The sequence below is a fragment of the Bacillus sp. SH5-2 genome (genome assembly GCF_008368905.1).
In the GTDB taxonomy this organism is placed as follows: Bacteria; Bacillota; Bacilli; order Bacillales; family Bacillaceae_G; genus Bacillus_A; species Bacillus_A luti.
This window is the reverse complement of the sequence record NZ_QOSD01000020.1, coordinates 439,842-463,850: the sequence shown is the minus strand read 5'-3', so window position 1 is coordinate 463,850 and position 24,009 is coordinate 439,842. Positions and strand designations below refer to the sequence as shown.

Annotated in this window: 24 protein-coding genes and 1 other annotated feature; all 24 genes read right to left on the bottom strand. The window is 36.4% G+C overall.

The window, feature by feature from the left end; all coding sequences use genetic code 11:
* Positions 1-53: 53 nt before the first annotated feature.
* A complete protein-coding gene (gene pyrR, locus DN410_RS17635) occupies positions 54-596 on the bottom strand; it encodes a bifunctional pyrimidine operon transcriptional regulator/uracil phosphoribosyltransferase (RefSeq protein WP_001156491.1) in 543 nt (180 codons plus the stop codon).
* 203 nt (positions 597-799) lie between these two features.
* Positions 800-1,708, bottom strand: coding sequence for an RluA family pseudouridine synthase (locus DN410_RS17630; RefSeq protein ID WP_149177431.1), 909 nt, complete (start codon positions 1,706-1,708; stop codon positions 800-802).
* A 4-nt stretch (positions 1,709-1,712) separates the two neighbouring features.
* Complete coding sequence (gene lspA, locus DN410_RS17625; protein ID WP_000642182.1) at positions 1,713-2,171, bottom strand: lipoprotein signal peptidase LspA; 459 nt, start codon at positions 2,169-2,171, stop codon at positions 1,713-1,715.
* A gap of 124 nt (positions 2,172-2,295) precedes the next feature.
* Positions 2,296-2,625, bottom strand: a complete 330-nt coding sequence (locus tag DN410_RS17620; RefSeq protein WP_149177430.1) for a TraR/DksA C4-type zinc finger protein — start codon at positions 2,623-2,625, stop codon at positions 2,296-2,298.
* Between the two features lie 154 nt (positions 2,626-2,779).
* Positions 2,780-5,545: an isoleucine--tRNA ligase gene (gene ileS2 / locus DN410_RS17615; protein WP_149177429.1), complete on the bottom strand. Its 2,766-nt coding sequence runs from the start codon at positions 5,543-5,545 to the stop codon at positions 2,780-2,782.
* 71 nt (positions 5,546-5,616) lie between these two features.
* Positions 5,617-5,840, bottom strand: a binding site (T-box leader).
* A 51-nt stretch (positions 5,841-5,891) separates the two neighbouring features.
* On the bottom strand, positions 5,892-6,398 hold the full coding sequence (divIVA, locus tag DN410_RS17610; protein ID WP_001131611.1) for a septum site-determining protein DivIVA: 507 nt from the start codon (positions 6,396-6,398) through the stop codon (positions 5,892-5,894).
* 89 nt (positions 6,399-6,487) lie between these two features.
* Positions 6,488-7,255 (bottom strand): YlmH family RNA-binding protein, encoded by a 768-nt coding sequence (locus DN410_RS17605; RefSeq protein ID WP_149177428.1) that lies wholly within the window; start codon positions 7,253-7,255, stop codon positions 6,488-6,490.
* A gap of 16 nt (positions 7,256-7,271) precedes the next feature.
* Positions 7,272-7,535: a YggT family protein gene (locus DN410_RS17600; RefSeq protein WP_000214325.1), complete on the bottom strand. Its 264-nt coding sequence runs from the start codon at positions 7,533-7,535 to the stop codon at positions 7,272-7,274.
* Between the two features lie 6 nt (positions 7,536-7,541).
* A complete protein-coding gene (locus tag DN410_RS17595) occupies positions 7,542-8,012 on the bottom strand; it encodes a cell division protein SepF (RefSeq protein WP_149177427.1) in 471 nt (156 codons plus the stop codon).
* 19 nt (positions 8,013-8,031) lie between these two features.
* Positions 8,032-8,706, bottom strand: a complete 675-nt coding sequence (locus DN410_RS17590) for a YggS family pyridoxal phosphate-dependent enzyme (RefSeq protein ID WP_149177426.1) — start codon at positions 8,704-8,706, stop codon at positions 8,032-8,034.
* Entirely contained in the window at positions 8,703-9,521 is an 819-nt protein-coding gene (gene pgeF, locus DN410_RS17585) for a peptidoglycan editing factor PgeF (protein WP_149177425.1), read from the bottom strand. Before pgeF ends, DN410_RS17590 begins: the two co-directional genes overlap by 4 nt.
* 120 nt (positions 9,522-9,641) lie before the next feature.
* Positions 9,642-9,926, bottom strand: a complete 285-nt coding sequence (locus tag DN410_RS17580) for a YlmC/YmxH family sporulation protein (protein ID WP_149177424.1) — start codon at positions 9,924-9,926, stop codon at positions 9,642-9,644.
* Between the two features lie 151 nt (positions 9,927-10,077).
* Positions 10,078-10,857 carry an RNA polymerase sporulation sigma factor SigG gene (gene sigG, locus DN410_RS17575; protein WP_000197755.1) on the bottom strand — a complete coding sequence of 260 codons (780 nt, stop codon included), beginning with the start codon at positions 10,855-10,857 and terminating at the stop codon, positions 10,078-10,080.
* Between the two features lie 157 nt (positions 10,858-11,014).
* Positions 11,015-11,734 (bottom strand): RNA polymerase sporulation sigma factor SigE, encoded by a 720-nt coding sequence (gene sigE / locus DN410_RS17570; RefSeq protein ID WP_000976947.1) that lies wholly within the window; start codon positions 11,732-11,734, stop codon positions 11,015-11,017.
* Between the two features lie 19 nt (positions 11,735-11,753).
* Positions 11,754-12,671, bottom strand: coding sequence for a sigma-E processing peptidase SpoIIGA (gene spoIIGA, locus DN410_RS17565; protein ID WP_149177423.1), 918 nt, complete (start codon positions 12,669-12,671; stop codon positions 11,754-11,756).
* 365 nt (positions 12,672-13,036) lie between these two features.
* Positions 13,037-14,188: a cell division protein FtsZ gene (gene ftsZ, locus DN410_RS17560; protein WP_088230172.1), complete on the bottom strand. Its 1,152-nt coding sequence runs from the start codon at positions 14,186-14,188 to the stop codon at positions 13,037-13,039.
* 39 nt (positions 14,189-14,227) lie between these two features.
* Positions 14,228-15,529 (bottom strand): cell division protein FtsA, encoded by a 1,302-nt coding sequence (gene ftsA, locus DN410_RS17555; protein ID WP_097904423.1) that lies wholly within the window; start codon positions 15,527-15,529, stop codon positions 14,228-14,230.
* 399 nt (positions 15,530-15,928) lie between these two features.
* On the bottom strand, positions 15,929-16,705 hold the full coding sequence (gene divIB, locus DN410_RS17550) for a cell division protein DivIB (protein ID WP_000798220.1): 777 nt from the start codon (positions 16,703-16,705) through the stop codon (positions 15,929-15,931).
* Between the two features lie 98 nt (positions 16,706-16,803).
* Positions 16,804-17,709: a UDP-N-acetylmuramate dehydrogenase gene (murB, locus tag DN410_RS17545; RefSeq protein WP_149177422.1), complete on the bottom strand. Its 906-nt coding sequence runs from the start codon at positions 17,707-17,709 to the stop codon at positions 16,804-16,806.
* 61 nt (positions 17,710-17,770) lie between these two features.
* A complete protein-coding gene (murG, locus tag DN410_RS17540) occupies positions 17,771-18,865 on the bottom strand; it encodes an undecaprenyldiphospho-muramoylpentapeptide beta-N-acetylglucosaminyltransferase (RefSeq protein WP_149177421.1) in 1,095 nt (364 codons plus the stop codon).
* 117 nt (positions 18,866-18,982) lie between these two features.
* Positions 18,983-20,074 (bottom strand): stage V sporulation protein E, encoded by a 1,092-nt coding sequence (gene spoVE / locus DN410_RS17535; protein ID WP_149177420.1) that lies wholly within the window; start codon positions 20,072-20,074, stop codon positions 18,983-18,985.
* A 90-nt stretch (positions 20,075-20,164) separates the two neighbouring features.
* Positions 20,165-21,517, bottom strand: a complete 1,353-nt coding sequence (gene murD, locus DN410_RS17530) for a UDP-N-acetylmuramoyl-L-alanine--D-glutamate ligase (RefSeq protein ID WP_149177419.1) — start codon at positions 21,515-21,517, stop codon at positions 20,165-20,167.
* Positions 21,518-22,492, bottom strand: a complete 975-nt coding sequence (gene mraY / locus DN410_RS17525; RefSeq protein ID WP_000893058.1) for a phospho-N-acetylmuramoyl-pentapeptide-transferase — start codon at positions 22,490-22,492, stop codon at positions 21,518-21,520.
* A 22-nt stretch (positions 22,493-22,514) separates the two neighbouring features.
* Entirely contained in the window at positions 22,515-23,990 is a 1,476-nt protein-coding gene (gene murE, locus DN410_RS17520) for a UDP-N-acetylmuramoyl-L-alanyl-D-glutamate--2,6-diaminopimelate ligase (protein WP_149177418.1), read from the bottom strand.
* Between the last annotated feature and the right edge of the window lie 19 nt (positions 23,991-24,009).

Sequence of the window (24,009 nt, the reverse complement as noted above, 5' to 3'; positions counted from 1 at the left end):
CATATGAAAGCCAAGACCCTTTGGCAGCCTCACAGGACTACATTTAAAAGGGCTTACTTATCATATATACTTACTCGATCTTGTTGATCTGTCTCTTGCAAATCAACTTCAATACGTTCTTCACTTGATGTTGGAATATTCTTTCCTACATAATCAGCGCGAATTGGTAGTTCACGATGACCTCTATCAACAAGAACCGCCAGTTGGATTTGTGATGGTCTACCTAAATCCATAAGAGCATCCATTGCTGCTCGAACTGTTCTGCCTGTATATAATACATCATCCACAAGGATAACTTTTTTCTTCGTAATATCTACAGGGATATCAGAACCTTTTACAAGTGGTTCTTTATTTTTCGATTGTAGTGTTAAATCATCACGATATAACGTAATGTCTAACTCTCCAACTTCCATTTCTTTTCCTTCAATTTGACCAATTCGTTCTGCCAAACGTTGTGCAATAAAAATTCCACGAGTTTTAATTCCGACAAGAACACAATTATCGACACCTTTATTTCGTTCCACGATTTCATGACTAATTCGTGTTAAAGCGCGACGAATCATTTGGTCATCTAAAACGACAGCTTTCTCTTGCATGCTCTACACCTCCAAGCTTTTTTTCTTGCGTGAGAGTAATGGTATAAAAAAAGTCCTCTCAGCGTGTGCGAGAGGACTTTTGAAAAAGGGTACAGCATACCCTATGTATTTCAAACCGTTACCTTCTCAACCTCACGGGGCTGTGTTAAAGGATCATTATTTAACTGTTGTCAGTATCTCAGTTTTCTTATGATTTGTCAATACTATTTTCGTAAAATATTTAATGCATCTTCAAACACTTCTGGAATCGGTGCCTCAAACTGAATATATTCACCAGTACGAGGGTGATCAAATCCTAAAATACCAGCATGAAGTGCCTGTCCATTCATGTCTAATGTTTTCTTTGGTCCATACTTTGGATCTCCTGCAAGTGGATAACCAATATATTTCATATGAACACGAATTTGGTGTGTACGCCCTGTTTCTAAGCGACATTCTACAAGTGTGAAGTCTTTGAAGCGCTCTAACACTTGGAAGTGAGTAACAGCGTTCTTACCATTTTCATCCACTGTCATACTTTGACGCTCTTTCTTATCACGAGCAATTGGTGCATCGATAGTTCCTTTATCATGCGGAATAACACCATGCACAATCGCTTTGTAACGTCTTGTTACTGTTTTTGCTACAAGTTGATTTACAAGTGATTCGTGTGCCATATCATTTTTAGCAACCATTAATAGGCCTGATGTATCCTTATCAATACGATGCACGATACCTGGACGCATTACACCGTTAATGCCTGATAAGTCTGTACAATGGTGCATAAGACCGTTCACAAGCGTACCACTTGTATGACCAGGCGCTGGATGTACAACCATACCACGTGGCTTATTAACAACGAGTACATCGGCATCTTCATAATAAATTTCTAAGTTCATATCTTCTGGTTGAATATCTAACTCTTCTGGCTCAGGAATCGTCACTGTAATTTCATCATTTTCTTTAACTTTATAATTCCCTTTTACTGCTTTTCCATTAACTGTCACGACGTCATCTTTAATCCATTGCTGTACTTGTGTACGTGACCATTCATTATTTATTCCTGCAACGAATTTATCAATTCGCTCGCTTTTTTGTTCTTCTGCAACTGTTACTTGTACTACTTCACTCATTCAATTACTCCTTTGTTTTCTTTCCTTCTAATACGGTTTGAATAATAATTAATACAACTCCAATACATAATGCTGAGTCAGCTATATTGAATACTGGATAGTTATACGAGAAAATATACACGTGAATGAAATCCACTACTTCTTGTCTAAATACACGATCAATAAAATTGCCAATTGCTCCGCCTAAAATTAGACCTAATGAAATACCTAGAAGCTTGTCTGTCTTCGCATATTTTTTCATATAAAATACGATAAACACTACGAAAACGACTGTAATAATGTAGAAAAACCACATTTTATTTTCTAAAATACCCCAGGCAGCTCCTCTATTTCGATGTGATGTTATATATAATACATTATCGATAATCGGAATGCTTGTACCCAATTCCATGTTCTTTACAATTAGCCACTTCGATATTTGATCGATGGCAATGACAAATAACGCTATTACATAATATATCATTTTCATTTCCCCCACAAAGACAGTGTACCTCAAAATTTTAGCATAGCTGCTACCTTTTCACAATGAACCTTTATAGAAGAATAAAATAAATTAAAAAAAGGTAATATAATATCGTTGTGCGTATTCATACATTTACCTTTTCATAGAAAAATTCATGAATCGTACGGGCAGTGGGCATTGTTTTCATTTGTTTTACCGAAATTACTCTCCCCGTTTCTTCACAAATACCGTACATATCTATTTCCATTTTAAATAATGCACGTTCTACATCCTTTAAATCCTCTTTCATATCATGTAATAGCAATTTTTTCTTTATCTCTTCCTGAATTTCATATCCGAGCTCCCCACTAAACTCCGTATCGTATTTATGCATTACTTCTTTAGCTAGTCTCTCTTGCAACTCTTTTCTCATCAATTGCAATTCTTCTTTGATTTCCATGTAGATTTCATTCACGTGTACATTCCTCCTAGCTGTAATGTACAGTTAGTGTGTCCGAAATCTATTTGCTTACCTCACACACATTTTTCCTTCATAGGAAAGAGAGTGAAAGTTATTTCAATATACTGTTAACAAAAAATGACTGCACTTTACGTGCAGCCATTCCTTATTATTTTACATAGTTTTCTTTAACAACTGTTGCACAACGCTCACATAATGTTTCATGTTCAGCATCTTTACCAATTGTTTCTGAAACTACCCAACAACGTTCACATGTTTCACCAGTTGCTTGAGCAACAACAACCGCTGTATGCTCATATTTAGGCGCATCTGCTGGAGCTTCTTCCATCAGACCACCAAGCTTATACTCAGAAACGATGAATAATTGTTTTAAGTCTTCGCTAATAGACTCTAACATAGCTTTCATTTCTGCAGTTGGATATAGTGTAATGCTTGCATTTAATGACTTACCGATTACTTTTTCATTACGCGCTACTTCTAACGCTTTTAATACATCATCACGTAATGTCATAAATGCATCCCATTTTGTTTTTAATGCTTCCGCACCATCTAATTGTACAGCTTCTGGCATATCAGTTAATTGTACGCTTTCTTCAGTTACACCTGGAACATATGGCCATACTTCATCAGCCGTATGCGGTAAGATTGGTGTTACAAGTTTCGTCAATGCAACAAGAACATCATATAATACAGTTTGAATTGCACGACGATCTGCATGGTTTGCACCTTCAATGTATAAAATGTCTTTTGCAAAGTCTAAGTAGAATGAACTTAAATCAATTGTACAGAAGTTGTGAATTGCATGATACACAGCAGCGAAGTCGTATGTTTCATATGCTTCTTTTACTTTTGTAATTAAGTCATTTAATTTCACTAACATATAACGATCTACTTCACGAAGTTCAGCTACCGCTACTGTATTTTCACTTGGCTTAAAATCGTCTAAGTTTCCTAATAAGAAACGGAATGTGTTACGGATTTTACGATACACTTCTGCTACTTGTTTTAAAATATCATCTGAAATACGTACGTCAGATTGATAGTCAACAGAAGATACCCATAAGCGTAAAATGTCTCCACCTAATTGATCCATAATTTTCTTCGGTACAACGATATTTCCAATCGACTTACTCATTTTACGTCCTTCGCCATCTAATACGAAACCATGGCTTAGTACGCCTTTATATGGAGCTTTGCCTGTTACAGCAACTGCTGTTGATAATGAAGAGTTAAACCAACCACGATATTGGTCAGATCCTTCTAAATATAAATCAGCTGGACGTTGTAAGTCATCGCGCTCTTCTAATACCGCTTGGTGAGAAGAACCTGAGTCGAACCATACATCCATGATGTCTGTTTCTTTACGGAATTCACCATTTGGGCTACCTGGATGTGTAAATCCTTCTGGTAATAGATCTTTCGCTTCACGCTCGAACCATACGTTAGAACCGTGCTCACGGAATAAATCTGCTACATGATTAATTGTTTCATCCGTAATAATTGGATCGCCATTCTCTGCATAGAATACAGGAATTGGCACACCCCATGCACGCTGACGAGAAATACACCAATCACCACGGTCACGAACCATATTATGAAGACGAGTTTCTCCCCATGCTGGTACCCATTTTGTTTCCGCAACAGCTTCTAATAACTCTTTACGGAATGCTTCAATAGATGCAAACCACTGTGCTGTCGCACGGAAAATAATTGGTTTTTTCGTTCTCCAATCATGTGGGTATGAATGCGTAATGAATGTTAGTTTCAGTAACGCACCTACTTCTTCTAATTTTTCTGTAATTGGCTTGTTAGCTTTATCATAGAATAAGCCTTCAAATCCAGGTGCTTCCTCTGTTAATACACCTTTATCATCAACTGGGCAAAGTACGTCTAATCCATACTTTTTACCAACAACGAAGTCATCTTCCCCGTGTCCTGGTGCTGTATGAACACAACCTGTACCTGCATCTGTTGTTACATGATCTCCTAGCATAACTAATGAATCACGATCGTAGAATGGATGTTTTGCAACTGTATACTCAAGTTCGCTACCTTTTACTGCTTTCACAACTTCAGCATTTTCCCACTCTAACGTTTTTGCAACTGTTTCAAATAGTTCAGAAGCAATAATATATTTTTCGTCATTTACTTTCACGATGCTGTATTCAAGTTCTGGGTGAACAGAAATACCTAAGTTTGCAGGTAACGTCCAAGGTGTTGTTGTCCAGATAATGAATTTCTCATCACCTTCTAATACGTTCTTTCCATCTTTAACAGGGAATGCTACGTAAATAGATGCTGATTTTTTATCTTGATATTCAATTTCAGCTTCTGCTAAAGCTGATTCACTCGTTGGAGACCAGTAAACTGGCTTTTGTCCTTTATAGATATAACCTTTTTTCGCCATATCACCAAACACTTTAATTTGTTGTGCTTCATAAGCTGGCTCTAAAGTAATATATGGATTATCCCAATCTGCACGTACACCTAGACGCTTAAATTGTTCACGTTGACGCTCTACTTGCTCATATGCATACTCTGCACATAGCTTACGGAACTCAGCAACCGTCATTTCTTTACGTTTTACACCTTTATTTGTTAAAGCTTGCTCAATTGGTAAACCATGCGTATCCCAACCTGGTACATATGGTGCACTAAAACCAGTCATTGATTTATAGCGAACAATAAAGTCTTTCAACACTTTATTTAATGCATGTCCCATATGAATGTCACCATTCGCATATGGAGGTCCATCATGCAATACGAATAAAGGACGACCTTTTGTATGCTCTTGCACTTTTTCATAAATGTTCATTTCAGCCCATTTTTCTTGCATTGCAGGCTCACGTTTTGGTAAATTCCCACGCATTGGGAACTCTGTTTTTGGCATCAGTAATGTATTTTTGTACTCCATGCTCAATTCCTCCTTACATGTATAAAAGAAATACTTAAAAAACGGAATAAAAAAGAGACCTTCTCATCCCCAAAAGGGACGAGAAAGTCTCCCGCGGTACCACCCTAGTAGACCATATACGTATGTATAAGATCCTCTTTATATTCTTAACGCGAATATACGCCTACGCTTACTCTATTTGTTCAGCGCGGAACTCCAGGGTGATATTCCCATTATCTCCTTATCCTGAGCTTACACCATCCTCAGTTCGCTATATAAGGTGTGAAAAGGTACTTATCCCTATCTTCGTTTTTCTTAATAAATATGTTGTTTAAAATTATATGTAATAATGAGAAAAACGTCAAGCTTACACTGTTTCTTCTTTTTTCAACAGCTCGTCCACTTCGTCTTCTAACTCAATTAACTTATCCCAATCATCGTTGTTTAACATTTCAAGCTGTGTTTCTAACAGCATACGGAAACGAGTTCGGAATACTTTTGCTTGTTTCTTCAGCTCTTCAATATCAAAGGCAACTTTTCTTGATTTTACTAAAGCTTCGTTAATGATACGATCTGCATTTTTTTCAGCTTCACGTACAATTAATTTCGCTTCTTTTTGCGCATTACGTTTTACTTCTTCTGCTGCTTCTTGTGCGACAACAATCGATTTGTTTAACGTATCTTCAATATTAGAGAAATGATCTAACTTTCCTTCTAATTGCGCAACCTTTTCTTCTAAAGCTTTTTTCTCACGAATGACTAATTCATAATCTTTGATAATTTGATCAAGAAACTCGTTTACTTGATCTTCATCATAGCCACGGAATCCGCGACCAAATTCTTTGTTATGAATGTCTAATGGTGTTAACGGCACAACGCCACCTCCAAGTAGTTATCTAAATTTCCTCTTTCAATTATATCTTTTCTTCGACAAAATAGGAGGATTTCCTTCTAAAAAACCAATCATTTTAGTATACCATACAAAATTCTCCATTTGTCGCGTTTTGTTTTACCTTCTACAGAAAATAATTTACTTCGCCCGTATCCTCTTACAGAAAAAACATCTCCTGGATAACATTCATAAGAAGTTTGCTCCACTGTTTTCCAATTGACTTTCACTAAACCATTTTTTATTAAAGGTTGTACTTTCTGTCTGGATACATGTAACATTTCAGCTAGCATAACATCTAAACGAAGTGACGAAACCGTTCCAGATTTCTCTCCCCACGTTTCATGCATCTGCAGAATTTGTTCTCCTTGTATTGATGATAAGGAGACTTTTACTTTCCCTATTGATTGTAAGTTCATCTCAATGTACGATACGATTTCTTTCGCAACTACAATTTGGGCACGATTTTCTTGAAGCAAAATATCACCACATTTCTCTCTCGTTAAACCAAGAGACATAAATGTACCTAATATTTGCCGATGCTCTAGCGTATAAAACTTGGAAGGATAGTCAATTTCTAATACTTCTACTTGAAATTCTTCTTCATTTACTTCTAGATAGTCTGGATAAATTAGTGCTCTTTTACGCTCCGCGTGAGGCGTTGCACCATGGAATTGTACAGCAACATCTCCTTGTCCAATTACCATAGAAACAATTTGTTGCTGTCTTGGATCAAGGAAATCTGTTAACTTCACCTGATGGTACTCCGCCGTTCGCTTCCACTCTAACACTTTATCCACAAAGACCTCTTCATCAGGTCTAAAATGTTCGTAAATGCTCATGTATGTAACCTCTTATTTATAAGAAATAGCCAAACAAACTGAACAAACCACTTTTAGCAAGTTTTAACGCAAAAATCGCAACGAGTGGAGAAATATCAATCATACCAAGCGGCGGGATAAATCTGCGGAATGGTTCTAAATACGGTTCACAAATACGTGACAGGAAATCTCCAAAAGATGATTCCTTTGCACCAGGAAACCATGATAGGAGAATATAAATAATAAGTGCCCACGAATAAATCTCGAAAGCATAACTTAACACCATTAAAACTGTTGTCATGGCGTATTACCACCTCTTTATATTTGTTTCTTCTTCTTCACCGAATAACTCTGAAATTGCACCAACAATATCTACATTTTCAGGTGTACACATAAATGTTTTCGGTCCTATTTTTTGAATGTCCCCGCCTATAGCGTATACAGTACCACTTAAAAAGTCAACGATACGTACCGCTTGATCAGTAGACATTCTTTGTAAATTAATTACAACAGCTCGTCTACCTTTTAAATGGTCCGCAATCCCTTGCGCTTCCGAATATGTGCGTGGTTCTAATAAAACAACTTTTGAAGATTGCTTTGCCGTTTCAATGCTCACAACATTTTGTTTCGGTTGCGCTTTTGGAAACGTAACATCTTGTTGTTCTGGCGGATCTTGTTGCTTCTTCATGTCTGTTTGCTCCTTGTCATAGCTATATTGAGCTGCTTCTTTTTCTTCTGGTGTATCAAAAAAGAAGTATTTTACTTTTGACCAACTCATAATAAGATTCTCCTTCCTTTTACGCTTTTCCTACTAAAATCGTTCCCAAACGAATATATGTAGCACCTTCTTCAATTGCAATCGTGTAATCATTGGACATTCCCATTGATAGTTCTTTACATGGTGCATATGACAATCCTAGCCCCTGTACCTCTGTTTGTAGTACACGTAACTTTTTAAAGCAACGGCGAACCTCTTCCTCTTCTTCTGTAAATGGTGCCATCGTCATTAGTCCGACCACTTCAATCTTATCCAGTTCTTGCAAACTTTGAATAAAAGAAATCGTCTCTTCTATTGCCAACCCTTGCTTCGATTCTTCAGGTGAGGTTTTCACTTGAATAAAGCATTTCACTTTCTTATCGGCACGTTTTTGAATTTCTTTCGCCAAAGAAAGACGATCTAATGAATGTAAATAATCAATTTCATTAATGATTTCTTTTACTTTTCTCGTTTGTAATGAGCCAATAAAATGCCAATTAACTTTTGAGCCGAAATGCTCATATTTCTGTATGAAACCTTCATTTCTATTTTCACCTAAATCAATAATTCCAGCTTCAATTACTTCGTTTGTTTTTTCAATCCCTACAGTTTTTGTAACTGCAACGAGTTTAATATCTTGCAACGAACGTCCAGCTCGTGCGCAAGTTTCTTTAATAGCTTCGTTTACAATTACTAAATTTTCTTGCACTGTCATTTGCTTCCTTCCTCCTTAAAACCTATGAAACTCAACATTCTCCCTGTCTTTCCTTGATCACGACGATGAGAGAAAAATAGTTGTTCTTCACAGCTTGTACAAAGAGATGACATTACAATATGCTCTTCTTTTATACCTGCTTGTACACATAATATACGATTAATTTCTTTTAAATTAATTGCGTACTGTCCATCAGAAATTTTTTTATACGGGACAGACCCATTTACTACTTGTTGTGCTGCGGTTAATACTCTATCATCAACAACATAACAACAAGATCCTATTGCCGGTCCAATCGCAACATGAATTTCATCACTTGAAATCCCTTCTGCATTCCATTTTTGAATCATTTCATTTGCAATCTCTTTTACGGTCCCTTTCCACCCAGCATGCGCAAGTCCTATCATACCATGTGATGGTGCATAAAAATAGAGCGGAACACAATCCGCGTAACAAGACGTTAAAAGAACATCGTTACTAGTCGTATAAATGCCATCTGTTTTTGAAATGCCATCCTCATATGAATAGACGCCACTTCCTTTTTCTTGTTGTCCTACTTTTTCAACATGGTGATCATGAACTTGTTCAGAGCAAATCCAGTTTTCCAATGGTTTTTGTAACTTATTTGCTAAAATGCGTCTGTTTTCATGAACGTTCTCCGCAATATCATTCACATGTAATCCTAAATTCATCGCATGAAAGGAGCCCGTACTTATCCCACCATCTTTTGTCGTAAATCCAGCAGTAATGTTTCCAAGTTCTTTCCACGCTTGTAAATACAGTATACCGTCCACATATTTAAATGGTTCTCTCATAACAAAGCGGCTCCTTTTAATTAAAATAACATAAAAAAGCATGGTACTTCCTGTCTATTTTACCATACTTTTATTTTTTCATAATGCCAACAGAAAAAAAAGAGGAATTTGTAATATTCTTTATGAAATTGTCGGTGTTTGTATTGATTCTGTTACAGAATTAACAGGATTTACTCTAACAAGTATGACATCTTCCCCAATTTTCATAATTTCCTCCCAAGGAATTACAATTTCTACGTCCTTTCCAAAAATACCAAGCATACGTGCCTGTTTTGTAATAATAATAGACTGCACCTTCCCTGTATTTATATCAATTTCAATATCTCCAATATTCCCTAACCTTTTTCCATCTGAAATGTTTATAACATCCTTCATCTGCAACTCCGAAATTCGTATCACTTCCATCCTCCCCCTTATATATGACAAATTTTAAAATACTGTTTCTCAAATTAACAGGAAGCACCCTCTACTAAAATCCATATTATTTTTCATTATATGAACACTGTCTCCCTACTATGAGCGCAAATAAAAAGGTCTCACCATAAATGGTGAGACCTTATCCTTGAATCGTCTTATTCATTTGTTTAATAGCTGATTTCTCTAAACGTGATACTTGAGCTTGAGAAATCCCAATTTCTTCTGCAACTTCCATTTGTGTCTTCCCTTGAAAGAAACGCTTTCGAATAATCATTTTCTCTCGATCATTTAAACGCTTCATTCCTTCTTTTAACGCTAATTCTTCAACCCACTGCTCGTCCTTTTGTTTTTCATCACTTAACTGATCCATAACAAAGATAGGATCTCCCCCATCGTTATAAATCGGCTCAAATAATGAAACCGGATCTTGAATCGCATCTAAAGCAAAAACAATTTCTTCATGAGTCACTTCAAGAACTTTTGCAATATCCATCGCTGTTGGTTCTTTTGAATTTTCTGCAATCAATTTTTCCCTTACTTGCAACGCTTTATACGCAATATCTCGTAACGAGCGAGATACGCGAATCGGATTGTTATCACGCAAATATCTGCGTATTTCCCCAATAATCATCGGCACAGCATACGTTGAAAATTTTACATTTTGGCCTAAATCAAAGTTATCAATCGATTTCATAAGTCCGATGCAACCAACTTGAAATAAATCGTCAACATACTCTCCTCTGTTATTAAATCTTTGGATGACGCTCAGTACAAGACGTAAGTTTCCATTCACTAATTTCTCTCTTGCGCTTATCTCTCCACTTTGCATTTCACGAAATAATTTACGCATCTCTTCATTTTTTAGTACTGGAAGTTTAGCTGTATCAACACCGCAAATTTCTACTTTGTTTCTCGTCAAAGTGTTCCCTCCTATCGGGAGTTGCTGTACAGTGTAAAGTATTTCCTTTGAAGGGGATTTTATGCATGTGGTTTTTTCTTCACTTTTCATTTTAGTTCCGTTTTCTCGTACAACTAAACAAAATAAGACCAGCCTAGATAAAGGCTGGTCTTATTCTCTACACCATTTTATTAAATTCTTTTCGCAATCTTTTTATGATTCTTTTTTCTAAACGCGAAATGTATGACTGTGAAATCCCAAGCATATCTGCCACATCTTTTTGTGTCTTTTCCTCTTCTCCAGCAAGCCCAAACCGGAGCTCCATAATTTGTTTTTCCCGATCATTTAATTGGTGCAATGCTTTCATTAGAAGGTGACGATCTACAGTAGCCTCTAAATCTTTTGTAATAATATCATCATCTGTACCTAATACATCCGATAACAACAGTTCATTCCCATCCCAATCAATGTTAAGTGGCTCATCAAAAGAAACTTCTGAACGATTTTTATTATTCCGGCGCAAATGCATTAAAATTTCATTTTCTATACAACGCGATGCATATGTTGCTAATTTTATTTTCTTTTCTGGATTAAATGTATTTACCGCTTTAATAAGGCCGATTGTTCCTATACTAATCAAATCTTCAATATTTATCCCTGTATTTTCAAACTTTCTTGCTATATATACAACTAGCCGTAAATTGCGTTCTATAAGTAATGATCTTGCTGCCTGATCTCCCTTTGGCAATTTATTCAAAAGAACTTCCTCTTCCTCTTTCGTTAACGGTGGCGGCAACGCTTCACTTCCCCCGATGTAATAAATTTCATCGGTCTTAATTCCTAATTTCAGCAATACTTTATACCAAAGGTATACTAAATAAAATTTTAATTTCATCATATTATCCCGCCTCTCATAATTAAGCAATTACCATCTTTTGCGAAATCAACATTTTTGGATGTACAATGCATTGATACTCTCCATTAGTAGACAATTGTTGTGTATTTAATCCAATTAATACTTTGTTTACAACAATAGAGCTGTCTTCATGATCGACTTGCACACTATCTGGCTTAATTGCCCATAAAAATTGACTCTCTACCCCAACTGCGCGAAAAGGAATTAGGCGTAATTTTGTCGCCCATCCAGAATCATTTTCTGGTATTTGAGGAATTTCTGTTTTGGAATAAATTTGTTCTGTTAACCAAGCTGGTAAACAATGTTCTAATGATGAAATATGCATAATCATAACGGGTGTTTTTGTTAATGGGTCGTACAGTTGATTCCCGCTGTCAATTAAACCTGCTAGTTCTAATTCTTCTTCAGCTAATTGAATTTTCACTCTTACGATTTGATCGTAGTGTATTTTCGTAACCTCTACGCTTTCAATACGCTTTTTAGAAAAATAATAAATTACTGGAAAGCCAAAAATAACAAACAACCAACTAATTGGATCGCCGTAAGAAATGGATTGAGATTGAACCAATCCATTTACCATGTCATTCGTTTGCAAAAAGAAATGCGTTCCAATTAATCCTCCACCAACCATAAAGGTGACAAAGTAAAAGGTAAAAACAGTTTGTGCATAATTTCTAAACGTTGTAAACCCAAATGCTGTATACACAATAAGTAACGAGTACAGTAGTTTCATAATAGGATGTGTCATCATAGAAGCAAAAGGAGTAAAGGCAAAAATAACAATGGTTGAACCTATAAATGCCCCTAACACAAGCCTCCATCTCTTGATCTTCTTTTTTAACACGGTAGCTGTTAATAAAAGTAAAAGAAAATCAATGCAGGCGTTTAACAACCAAACAATGTCGGCGTAAACAACCAAACAATTCACCTCTTTTTTTAAGTTGAGACTAGTATAATGCATATCCAATAGGAAAGTGTGTCAATTTGCGGAGGTGTTTTTTTGTTATTTTGTGATTTCTAGACATAATCTGTCGGTAAAAAATAAAAGTATAGTTTCATAGCGTGATATACTTTTATTTTTTATAAACAGATTAACTGAACTATATAACCAGGCTTAAAATTTACTACGGTTATATAGCGAAACTGTAATTAGTGATATGTAAAAAACGAGTTTCACAGGTAATTAATGCAAAGTAAATTAAAATATACGAAATAAAAAAAGACCTGCTTAGCAGATCTTTTCCATTTAAAAAACAAAAAAGGAGCATGAAAGCTCCTTTTCTTTTATCGTCTACGACGGTTACGTAAAAATGCTGGAATATCGATGTCATCTGAGTCTGAATGGCGCTCATGTACAACCGGCTCTTCACGCTTCATTTCACGTTTTACTTCACGTTGTTTTGAAGGTTGAGCTACTGGTTGTTGCTGTTGCGTATGATTCGCAGTCGGACGGATAATTGGTTTTGGTGGTTGAGTTGCAATGCTGTCATCAAAACCAGTTGCAATTACAGTTACAACGATATCATCTTTTAATCCTTCATTAATAACAGAACCGAAGATCATATTTACTTCTGGATCTGAAGCTGAAGCTACAATATCTGCCGCTTCTTGTACTTCATATAAGCTTAAGTTAGCTCCACCCGTAATGTTCATAATAACACCTTGAGCTCCATCAATAGATGTTTCTAATAATGGACTAGAAATCGCTTTTTTCGCAGCTTCAGCAGCACGATTTTCCCCATTACCAGAACCGATACCCATTAAAGCAGAACCTCGATTAGACATGATTGTCTTTACATCTGCAAAGTCCAAGTTAATTAAACCTGGTGTTGCAATTAAATCAGAAATACCTTGAACACCTTGACGTAATACGTTATCCGCTTCACGGAACGCTTCTAACATCGGCGTATTTTTATCAACAATCTCTAATAAACGATCGTTTGGAATTACAATTAACGTATCTACATTTTCTTTAAATGCTGCAATACCAGATGCTGCTTGTGTTGCACGCTTACGGCCTTCAAATGTAAATGGACGTGTTACAACACCAACTGTTAATGCGCCTAGTTCTTTTGCAACTTGAGCAACAACTGGAGCTGCACCAGTTCCAGTTCCGCCGCCCATACCAGCTGTTACGAAGACCATATCCGCACCACGAAGTGCTTCTTGGATTTGCTCTTTACTTTCTTCTGCAGCTTTTTTCCCTACTTCAGGGTTTGCGCCTGCACCAAGTCCGCGCGTTAATTTTCCACCAATTTGCATTTTTGTTTCAGCTTTTGATAGATTTAATGCTTGTGCATCAGTATTCACAGCGATAAAGTCTACACCTTGTACACCGTGTTCAATCATACGGTTTACAGCATTGTTTCCGCCACCGCCGACACCGATAACTTTTATATTCGCTAATTGATCTTGAGTAGTATCAAACTCTAACATGTCGAAATCCCCCTAGAACCTCATTTTTCGTGTCCAATTTTAATCCCATAAATAACGGAATACACGTTTTACTTTTGACATCATACGGTCATCATTTTGATTATTATTGTTTTGATTACGAGTTTTTTGTTTCGCAGGTTGCTGTTGTACCGGCATTGGTGCAGGTACTGGTTCAAAATGCTCTTGCTTTTCCTGCACGTTTTTCCCACGTAATTTAGCTTTTTGATAAGAGTGTTTAATTAATCCAACTCCAATTGTATATTGAGGCTCACGCACACCAATATAATCAGGAGTCGCTATACGAACATTTTCATGTAAAATATCATATGCAAGATCAAGAACACCTGGCATAGAAGCAATTCCGCCAGTTAGTACATAACCAGAAGCAACTTGTTTGATTCCTAACTTACGTACTTCTTCTTGAACAAACATTAAAATTTCCTCTACACGAGCCTCGATAATATCAGATAATTCCAATTGTGAATACTGTTCTGTTTGATCACTTCCCATGATAGGAACCGTAAACATTTCTTCTTCAGATGCTGTATCATAGAAAGCATGTCCATATTTCAACTTAATTTGATCTGCATTTTCTGTTGAAGTTTTCAATCCAATTGCAATATCCTTCGTTATATGGTCTCCACCTAATGGCAATACGCTCGTCGCTTGTAACTCTCCATCTTTAAAAATAGATAACGTTGTAGAACCTCCCCCAATATCAACAAGGGCTACACCTCTATTTTTTTCATCTGAAGATATAGCAACTGTCGCAGCCGCTAATGGTTGAAGACAAATATCAACAATTTCAAGACCTGCTTTTTCTACACAACGAAGTAGGTTATGTAGTAAAGTTCTCGAGCCTGTAATAAGTGTACCTTCCATTTCTAATCTTACACCGATCATCCCGCGTGGATCGTTAATCTCGTCAAGACCGTCTACGATGAACTGTCGAGGTACCACATCAATAAACTCACGTTCAGGAGCAATTGACACAACTTGTGCTGCATCTAGAACGCGTAAGACATCTTCATTCCCGATTTCACGATCTTCATTTGAAACAGCGACTACTCCGTGACAAGGAAGTAGTTGTACCTGGTTTGCATTGACACCTACTACAACTTGCTCAATGTGGATTCCCACCATGCGCTCAGCTTGTTCAATTGCTTTTTTAATTGATCGAACAGTCTCGTCTATATCAACTATCGATCCCTTCTTTAAACCATTTGATTTTACATTTCCAACACCAATAATGTTTAAGCTGTCATTAACCATTTCACCAATGATGACTTTAACATTGGATGTACCGATGTCAAGACTAACATATATTTCATTGCTGTTCATTCTTTGGCACCTCCTTCTTTATTTATACCATACAACTCAATATATGGAACAACAATCGCAACTTTACTATTTATAAGAAAAATATTCAACGTCTTTATACGTTTCCCTTTTTTAACCCTATATTTTTCTTATTTTTATTTAACATTCATTTAAGAATATCGCAGTAAACTGTGAATAACTGCTTATCTTGAAATAATTCTATTTCAAGTGTAAAGATTACCGCCAAGTATAAGTCTACACTAAGATGTACTCATAGAAAAGTGAAACTTGTACCAATCCTAGTATGAATCTACGAATTTTTACATATTTTTCATCAAATGAACCATTCTTGTAAATTCATATGCACACAATAGAACATTCGTTTCGTTTTTCTATAATACCGTAGCGAAAACTACCGTTCTATTCTTTTTTTTCTTCCGCTCCTAACTCTTTCGTATATGCCCCTACTTCTAAGTCAATTAATACTTTCTTACCTGGTTCAATTGTTTTTAAAATAAGAGGATAAGCTTCCATACGCTTTGCGAAATTTTGAATCGTAGTGCTCACTTCATACCCTTCATTCATATATAAAGTAAGATGGTCTTCATTCGCATTCGTAGGTGAATAACGGATTTCAGAAATGGACCTTAAAATAGTCGGTGTTAATTTTTCTAGCTCAGCAATTAACTCTTTCATTTTTTCCTCTTTAAAAGGTTCAAAAATTGGTGCTGCAACAGGAAGTTTTCCGTTCGGGAGTACATCAAGTGTTTTCCCATTTTCCAACAACGGTTGTAATTTTCCATCTTTGTTTATATAACCAATTGTTACATACTCTTCAATATGAACATCAATTTTGTTCGGAAAACGTTTTTTTACATTTACTGCTTTAATTTCTTTTCGTTTCGTTAAGTTTTCTTCTGCTTTATGTGCTGTCACTCGGAAATAACTTGTATCATATGTCACACCTGATTCCTTCATCACTTGTTCATCTGTCATATAATGATTTCCAAGTACACTTATTTTTTTTATATTACTAAGCGGAGACCGAAAATAAATTAAAAAGAGTACTAATAAAAATAAAATTGATATGTATAAAATCAATCGATGATTAACATTTTTTTTGTTTTTGTTTTTTTTCTTTTGATTTTTCAACTTTGGTACACGATCTTGTAGTTTAATCACTTTACTATTTTTCATGTACGATCCCCCTATGTAACATAAAGAACGGCATGTTCCTCATGCCGTTCTTATCTTCTTATTATAACATAAATGATAATGAGCGGAACGAATAACCGTTATCTTCCAATGATTTCTACTTCTGTATGCATATCTATACCGAATTTTTCCTTAATCGTCTGTTTTATCAATGCGATTAAGGATAATACATCTTGCGCTGAAGCCCCCCCAGTATTAACAATAAAATTCCCGTGCATTTCAGAAATTTGAGCTCCACCTATTCGATAACCACGAAGCCCCGCTTTTTCTACTAAATTTCCTGCAAAGTCTGGGAGGGGATTCCGAAATACACTTCCTGCACAAGGATGATTCCACGGCTGTGTTTCGCGGCGATAATCTTTATTCTTTTGCATGCTTCTTACAATTTCCTCACGCTCTCCTACCTGTAATTGAAACTCTGCTTCCAAAACAATACCAGGACGTTTCGTTTGTAATACAGATGTACGATAAGAAAATTCCATTTCTCTATTCCTCAACCACTCAATTGTTCCGTTTTCAAACAGAATAAGAGCCTTTGATAATACATTTGATATATCTGATTTATGTGCGCCTGCATTCATATACACTGCACCACCAACACTCCCTGGAATACCACTTGCAAATTCCAGTCCAGCTAACCCTTGGCGACTAAGTAAAGTTGACAATTTAATAAGGGGATATCCACCACCAACTCTTACTCTATGGTTTTCGACCTCTAAGTGGTCTAATCCTTCTCCTAAACGAATAACGACACCTTCTATCCCTTTATCAGATACGAGAAGGTTTGAACCGCGACCAATTACAGTCCACTTTGTTTTATATTGCTTTACTAACTGCAACGTTTTCTCAATACTGGTAACATGCTTTGGCACAATTAAAATATCAGCTGGTCCACCTATTTTCATAGTAGTGTAACGCGCTAACGGTTCGTTAACTAATACTCGACCAACATTTGCTTTTATAAGCTCATTTACTAATTGTTCCATAAACGATCTCCCCCATATTAAGTCTCCTTATTACAGTAGTATGCAGGGCGTTCACCTAACGTTATTTTTTCACAAGCTTATTCATTACTTCATACAGCTTATTCGCCGCATCCGGAATACCTAATTGTTTAGCAGCTAGCTTCATATTTTGTAATGTTTGTGCATCTAATAAAATCTCATCAATATCACGAATTAGCGTTTCAGACGTTAAATCTTTTTCAAGTAGCATTTTTGCTGCTCCTTTATCAACAACTGAACGTGCATTTTTTTCCTGATGGTTATTTGTTACGTACGGACTCGGAATTAACACACTTGGCTTACCTAACGCCGTTAATTCTGCAAGTGTTGTTGCCCCGGCTCTTGAAACAACAAGATCTACACCTGTAAGTACTTCTGGCATGTTATGAATGAACGGTTTAATGATAACATTATTCGGATTCCCCTTTTGCTTCACTGCTTCCATCACTTTGTCATAATGTACTTCACCTGTTACATACAAAATTTCGTAACTTTTATTCCCAAATTGTTCTATCGCCTCTACAAAGGCATCGTTAATCGGTCTAGCCCCACGACTCCCTCCGAAAATAAGCACGGATTTTTTAGGAAGAGATAAACCTACTGAACGCTTTCCTTTCATTCCATTTTGATCCATTACTTCTGATGCTCGTGGATTACCTGTCATAACCACTTTTGACTGTGGAAAATGTTCTGTCGCTGCTTCAAAACAAACAGCAACTTTATCAACATAACGACTTAAAAATTTGTTCGTTACACCTGGTACACTATTCTGTTCATGTACAATAGTTGGAATACCTAATTTTGCTGCGGCATACACAACTGGACCACATACATATCCACCAGTTCCAATCACAATGTCCGGATTAAAACGACGGATATATCGTTTGCTATCTTGTACACCCTTTAGGAAACGCATCACTGTTTTCACATTATCTAACGATATTTTTCGTTTAAATCCACTTATAACAATAGATTGAAACGGTATACCTGCTTTTGGAACAATTGTACTCTCCAATCCATTTTCTGTACCAATATATAAAAACCTTGCTTCTGGATTTAACTTTTTTATTTCTCTAATTAAAGCAAGAGCCGGATAAATATGACCTCCAGTACCCCCACCACTTACTAATACACGCACTACTAACTCCTCCGCTTCTCATTTCTTATTTCTTATTTCTTATTTCAATCGTATTTATTTCTATATACATATTGTATTTTCACACACATACGAAAAACCCTGTCTTATAAACAGGGTTTAGTAGCGAGAATGGCGACTTATATTTAATAATACACCTACCGCCATTAACATTAATGTCAAACTTGATCCACCATAACTTAAAAACGGCAAAGTAATACCCGTAACAGGCATCAGTCCTGTTACAACACCAACATTAATCATTACTTGAATCGCAATCATCGCCACAATACCTACTGCTAAAAACGTACCATATAAATCCGGCGCTCCTAATGCGATACGAATCCCGCGCCATAATAATAGACTAAATAATAATAACACAAATGAACCACCAATAAAACCTAATTCCTCGGATAAGATTGCAAATATAAAGTCTGTTTGTGGTTCAGGTAAATAAAGAAATTTTTGTCTACTTTGTCCAAGTCCAAGCCCGAATAATCCACCAGGTCCAATTGCGAGTAATGATTGGATAATTTGAAATCCACTTCCAAGCGGATCTGACCACGGATCTAAATATGATGTAATGCGTTTCATTCGATACGGTGCTGATACAATTAACCCTACAAATCCTGCTACACCAAGCAAACCAAACATTGCAAAGTGAAAGACCCTCGCTCCCGAAATAAAGATCATAATGATACATGTCCCAACCATTACCGTCCCTGTGCCAAGGTCTGGCTGTAACATAATCATCCCAAAAGCAAGAAACACAAAACTAAGAGCCGGTAATAAACCACGTTTAAAAGATGTAATTAATTTTTGCCGTTCCGCTAAAAATTTTGCCAAGAAAATTATCATCGCAAACTTCATAAACTCTGACGGTTGAATCGAAAATGCTCCGATCCCAATCCAACTTCGTGCTCCCCCTCGAACAAGACCAACTCCTGGAATAAGAACGAGAATAAGAAGAATGAAACAAACTAGCAAAATTACTTTTGAATACGTACGCCACACCCAATAATCAATTTTCATTATAAAAAACATAGCCACTACACCAAGACCTGCAAACAATAATTGTCTTTTTGCAAAAAAGAATGAGTCCCCCATTTTATAAGAGGCCCAAACTGCACTCGCACTGTAAACCATAATCATTCCGATTGTCAACAACGAAAGTGTAACGATGATGAGAATAAAATCAGGCGATTTCTTCATTACCCATAAACACCACCTCTTTAGGCAGAACCTTTTGCCCTATGTAACAAAACATCAGTAGGTGTTAGCCTACTGATGTTTTGATTTACTTTATATAAGTTTATGCACAGCTTGTATAAAAATGTCTCCTCTTTCTTCAAATGTTTTAAATTGATCCCAGCTTGCACATGCTGGAGAAAGAAGAATAACATCGCCGTCTGTAGAATGAGCATAAGCTTTCACCACTGCTTCTTCTAAAGTATCGACACTTTCAATTATATCTAATCCGGCTTTCCCTGCTGCCCTTACTAGTTTTGGCGCTGTTTGTCCAAATGTTACAATCGCTTTTACATTTTTGAAATATGGAATTAAATCATCGAATTCATTTCCGCGATCAAGCCCACCTGCTAGTAACACAATCGGTTGTGCAAACGCAGATAATGCTTTCTCAGTTGCTAGCATATTTGTCGCTTTCGAGTCATTATAAAACTTACGGTTGTTAATAGTTGTTACATATTCTAAACGATGTTTTACACCTGTAAAACGTTTTAACACTACCGTAATCGCTTCGTTAGAAACACCTAACAATTTCGCAATACTCATCGCAGCTAAAATATTTTCTAAATTATGCTGACCTGGTAGAACGATATCACTTACTTCAACAACTTTTTCCCCTTTAAAATAAAGAGCATTGTCTTTTATATACGCACCATCTTCAATTTCTTTCGTTGTCGAAAATAATACTTTTTGACCTTTAGTATTCACAGATAAGGCCATCACATCTGCATCATCTGCATTTATTACACTATAATCGTTTTCTGTTTGGTTTTTAAAAATATTTGCTTTTGCTAAACCATATTCCTTCTTCGTCCCATGATAATCTAAGTGGGCTTCAAATAAGTTTAAAAACGCAGCAATTTTAGGCTGGAACGATTCTACTCCCATCAATTGGAACGATGAAAGTTCTGTAACTACAACTTCATTTTCTTTTGCATCCTGCGCTACTTCACAAGCAACAGTCCCTATGTTTCCTGCAATAACAGGATGCTTTTGTCCTTCTTTTAACATTTCAAATGTAAGCATTGTCGTTGTCGTTTTACCGTTAGATCCTGTAATTCCAACAAATGGCGCTTCTGAAATGCGATATGCTAATTCCACTTCTGTAACTATTGGAATTTGCTTTTCTTTCGCAGCAACTAATATTGGATTAGAATACGGAATTCCTGGATTTTTTACAACAAGAGAAATATTTCTCTCTAACAATTCTAAAGGATGACCACCGCATACAACGTCCATTCCTTTTGCTTGTAGTTCTGCAGCAAGTACATTTTCTGCTAAAGGTTTTCCGTCATTTACAATAACGTTTGCCCCTAACTTTTGTAACAAGGTAGCTGCTGCATAACCACTTTTTGCAATGCCTAATACAAGAATATTTTTATTTTGAAATTCAGTTACAGTTTTCAATTACATCCACACCCCGATATAAATTCCTAACACAGCTAATAAAAACCCTACAGACCAAAACGTTACCACGACGCGCCACTCTGACCAACCACATAATTCATAATGGTGATGTAATGGACTCATTTTAAAGACACGTTTTCCTGTTGTTTTAAATGAAATAACTTGAATAATAACAGATAAAGTTTCCATTACGAATACGCCACCAATAATTACAAGTAGCAATTCTTGTTTTAATAAAATTGCTACAGCTGCGATGGCACCACCTAAAGCTAAGGAACCTGTGTCTCCCATAAATACTTTTGCTGGATTCGCATTGAACACTAAAAATCCAAGTACAGCTCCTACAACCGCCATACAGAATATTGCTACTCCAAATTGCTCTTGTGCTACAGCAATAATACTAAACGCCCCAAATGCAATAGCAGCTGTTCCTGATAATAAACCATCTAAACCATCAGTTAAGTTAACCGCATTTGATCCACCGATTAGCATAAATAGTACAAGTACAAAGTACGCCCAACCTAATTCAAACTTAACATCCGTTCCCGGAATCATGATGTATGTGTGAAATGCTTGCCCTTTTCCAATTAAAAAGAACGCAATAGCAATAACAAGCTGACCTACTAATTTTTGTTTTGATGTTAAACCAAGATTTCTCTTCTTAACTACCTTTATGTAGTCATCTAAAAATCCAATCAATCCGTAACCAAACGTCACTAATAGTAATAATGAAACCTCTGCACCTAAATGATTAAACTTAATCGCCATAATAAGTGAAGTCACCATCATAGATACATATATGACAATACCACCCATCGTCGGTGTCCCTGATTTTTTTTGATGTGACTTTGGTCCCTCATCACGAATACTCTGTCCGAACTTTAATTTTCTTAAAAATGGAATAAATAATGGCGAAAGGGCAACAGAAATTAAGAATGCTACCCCAGCCGTTACTAATAAACCTTGCTCAAGCACATGTAGTCCTCCTCTCACGTTGTTACTCTTCGTTGTTTAAACGCTCTGTAATTGCTTCTTTAGCGACTTCACGATCGTCAAAATGATGTACATCTTTACCAATAATTTGATACGTTTCATGACCCTTACCAGCAATAATGATGATATCTTCAGCTTTCGCGTTAGCAATTGCATGGTATATCGCTTCTTTTCTATCAATAATTACTTCATAATTATTCCCATTTGCACCCTGTATCATATCATCTAAAATAGCTCCTGGCTCTTCACTTCTTGGATTATCTGAAGTGTAAATTGCGTGAGTTGCATATTTTGTTGCAACACTGGCCATGATCGGTCTCTTCGTTCGATCTCTATCACCGCCACAACCTACGATGCAATATACGTCACCTTTTGCAAATTGTTTTGCTGTTTTCAATACATTCTCTAAGCTATCTGGTGTATGTGCATAATCAACAATAACTGTATAATTTTGTCCACCATCAACTACTTCAAAACGTCCTGGAACTCCAGCTAGTTCTTTTATCACATCAATGATTGTTTCTAGTTTCACGCCCGAAACAAGTCCTGCCGCTGTTGCCGCTAGTACGTTATATACATTAAATTTCCCAATCAATTTCATCGTAACATTTACACTTTCATACGGTGTTACAAGCGTAAACGTAGTTCCACCACTCGTCATAACAATATCTTTGGCCATAATATCACTTGTTGTATCAATTCCATACGTTACAACAGTTGCTGCAGTACTTCTCATGTACTCCTCTGTTACAGCATCATCGTTATTCAGTACCGCGTACTTTTCACGATTATGATTATAACTATTGCCAAGTTGTGCAAATAACAACCCTTTTGCATGTTTATATTCTTCCATCGTTTTATGATAGTCTAAATGATCTTGTGTTAAATTTGTAAACACTGCTACATCGTAATCACATCCGTGTACACGACCAAGATCTAAAGCATGCGATGAAACTTCCATTACTGTGCTATCCACACCATGTTCAACCATTTTTGAAAACGTCTGTTGAAGTGTTAGTGCATCTGGCGTTGTATTTTTCACCTCAAATGTTTCATCACCGATTTTCATATTAATCGTTCCAATTAGCCCTGTTTTATGACCATGTGCGCGCATAATCTCATCCATTATATGCGATGTTGTTGTCTTTCCATTTGTACCTGTAATTCCGATTAAATGTAACTTGTGCGTTGGTTGACCATAAAAATAATCAGCTAAAACCGCTAACGAACGAAAAGTGTTTTTCACAAGTACAACTGGAACGTCAACATCAATTGGTCTTTCCGCAACAATAGCAGCCGCTCCTTGTGCCGCTGCTTGCTTAGCAAAATCATGGCTATCAACTGTATATCCTTTCATACATACAAATAAGCTTCCTTCTTTCACTTTACGCGAATCAGCCTCTATTGATGTGATTTCTGGATTTTCTTTTGGAACAACTGGAAAATCATGCAAACATGATACAAGTGTATGCAACTTCATTTCACTAAACCCTCTCTAC

What these genes read in the sequence shown, in the direction of transcription:
- pyrR (WP_001156491.1), bottom strand. Translation starts at nt 596, where the DNA reads ATGCAAGAGAAAGCTGTCGTTTTAGATGACCAAATGATTCGTCGCGCT.
- DN410_RS17630 (WP_149177431.1), bottom strand. Translation starts at nt 1,708, where the DNA reads ATGAGTGAAGTAGTACAAGTAACAGTTGCAGAAGAACAAAAAAGCGAG.
- lspA (WP_000642182.1), bottom strand. Translation starts at nt 2,171, where the DNA reads ATGATATATTATGTAATAGCGTTATTTGTCATTGCCATCGATCAAATA.
- ileS2 (WP_149177429.1), bottom strand. Translation starts at nt 5,545, where the DNA reads ATGGAGTACAAAAATACATTACTGATGCCAAAAACAGAGTTCCCAATG.
- DN410_RS17605 (WP_149177428.1), bottom strand. Translation starts at nt 7,255, where the DNA reads ATGAGCATTTACGAACATTTTAGACCTGATGAAGAGGTCTTTGTGGAT.
- DN410_RS17600 (WP_000214325.1), bottom strand. Translation starts at nt 7,535, where the DNA reads ATGACAACAGTTTTAATGGTGTTAAGTTATGCTTTCGAGATTTATTCG.
- DN410_RS17595 (WP_149177427.1), bottom strand. Translation starts at nt 8,012, where the DNA reads ATGAGTTGGTCAAAAGTAAAATACTTCTTTTTTGATACACCAGAAGAA.
- DN410_RS17590 (WP_149177426.1), bottom strand. Translation starts at nt 8,706, where the DNA reads ATGACAGTGCAAGAAAATTTAGTAATTGTAAACGAAGCTATTAAAGAA.
- pgeF (WP_149177425.1), bottom strand. Translation starts at nt 9,521, where the DNA reads ATGAGAGAACCATTTAAATATGTGGACGGTATACTGTATTTACAAGCG.
- DN410_RS17580 (WP_149177424.1), bottom strand. Translation starts at nt 9,926, where the DNA reads ATGGAAGTGATACGAATTTCGGAGTTGCAGATGAAGGATGTTATAAAC.
- sigE (WP_000976947.1), bottom strand. Translation starts at nt 11,734, where the DNA reads ATGATGAAATTAAAATTTTATTTAGTATACCTTTGGTATAAAGTATTG.
- ftsZ (WP_088230172.1), bottom strand. Translation starts at nt 14,188, where the DNA reads ATGTTAGAGTTTGATACTACTCAAGATCAATTAGCGAATATAAAAGTT.
- ftsA (WP_097904423.1), bottom strand. Translation starts at nt 15,529, where the DNA reads ATGAACAGCAATGAAATATATGTTAGTCTTGACATCGGTACATCCAAT.
- divIB (WP_000798220.1), bottom strand. Translation starts at nt 16,705, where the DNA reads ATGAAAAATAGTAAAGTGATTAAACTACAAGATCGTGTACCAAAGTTG.
- murB (WP_149177422.1), bottom strand. Translation starts at nt 17,709, where the DNA reads ATGGAACAATTAGTAAATGAGCTTATAAAAGCAAATGTTGGTCGAGTA.
- spoVE (WP_149177420.1), bottom strand. Translation starts at nt 20,074, where the DNA reads ATGAAGAAATCGCCTGATTTTATTCTCATCATCGTTACACTTTCGTTG.
- murE (WP_149177418.1), bottom strand. Translation starts at nt 23,990, where the DNA reads ATGAAGTTGCATACACTTGTATCATGTTTGCATGATTTTCCAGTTGTT.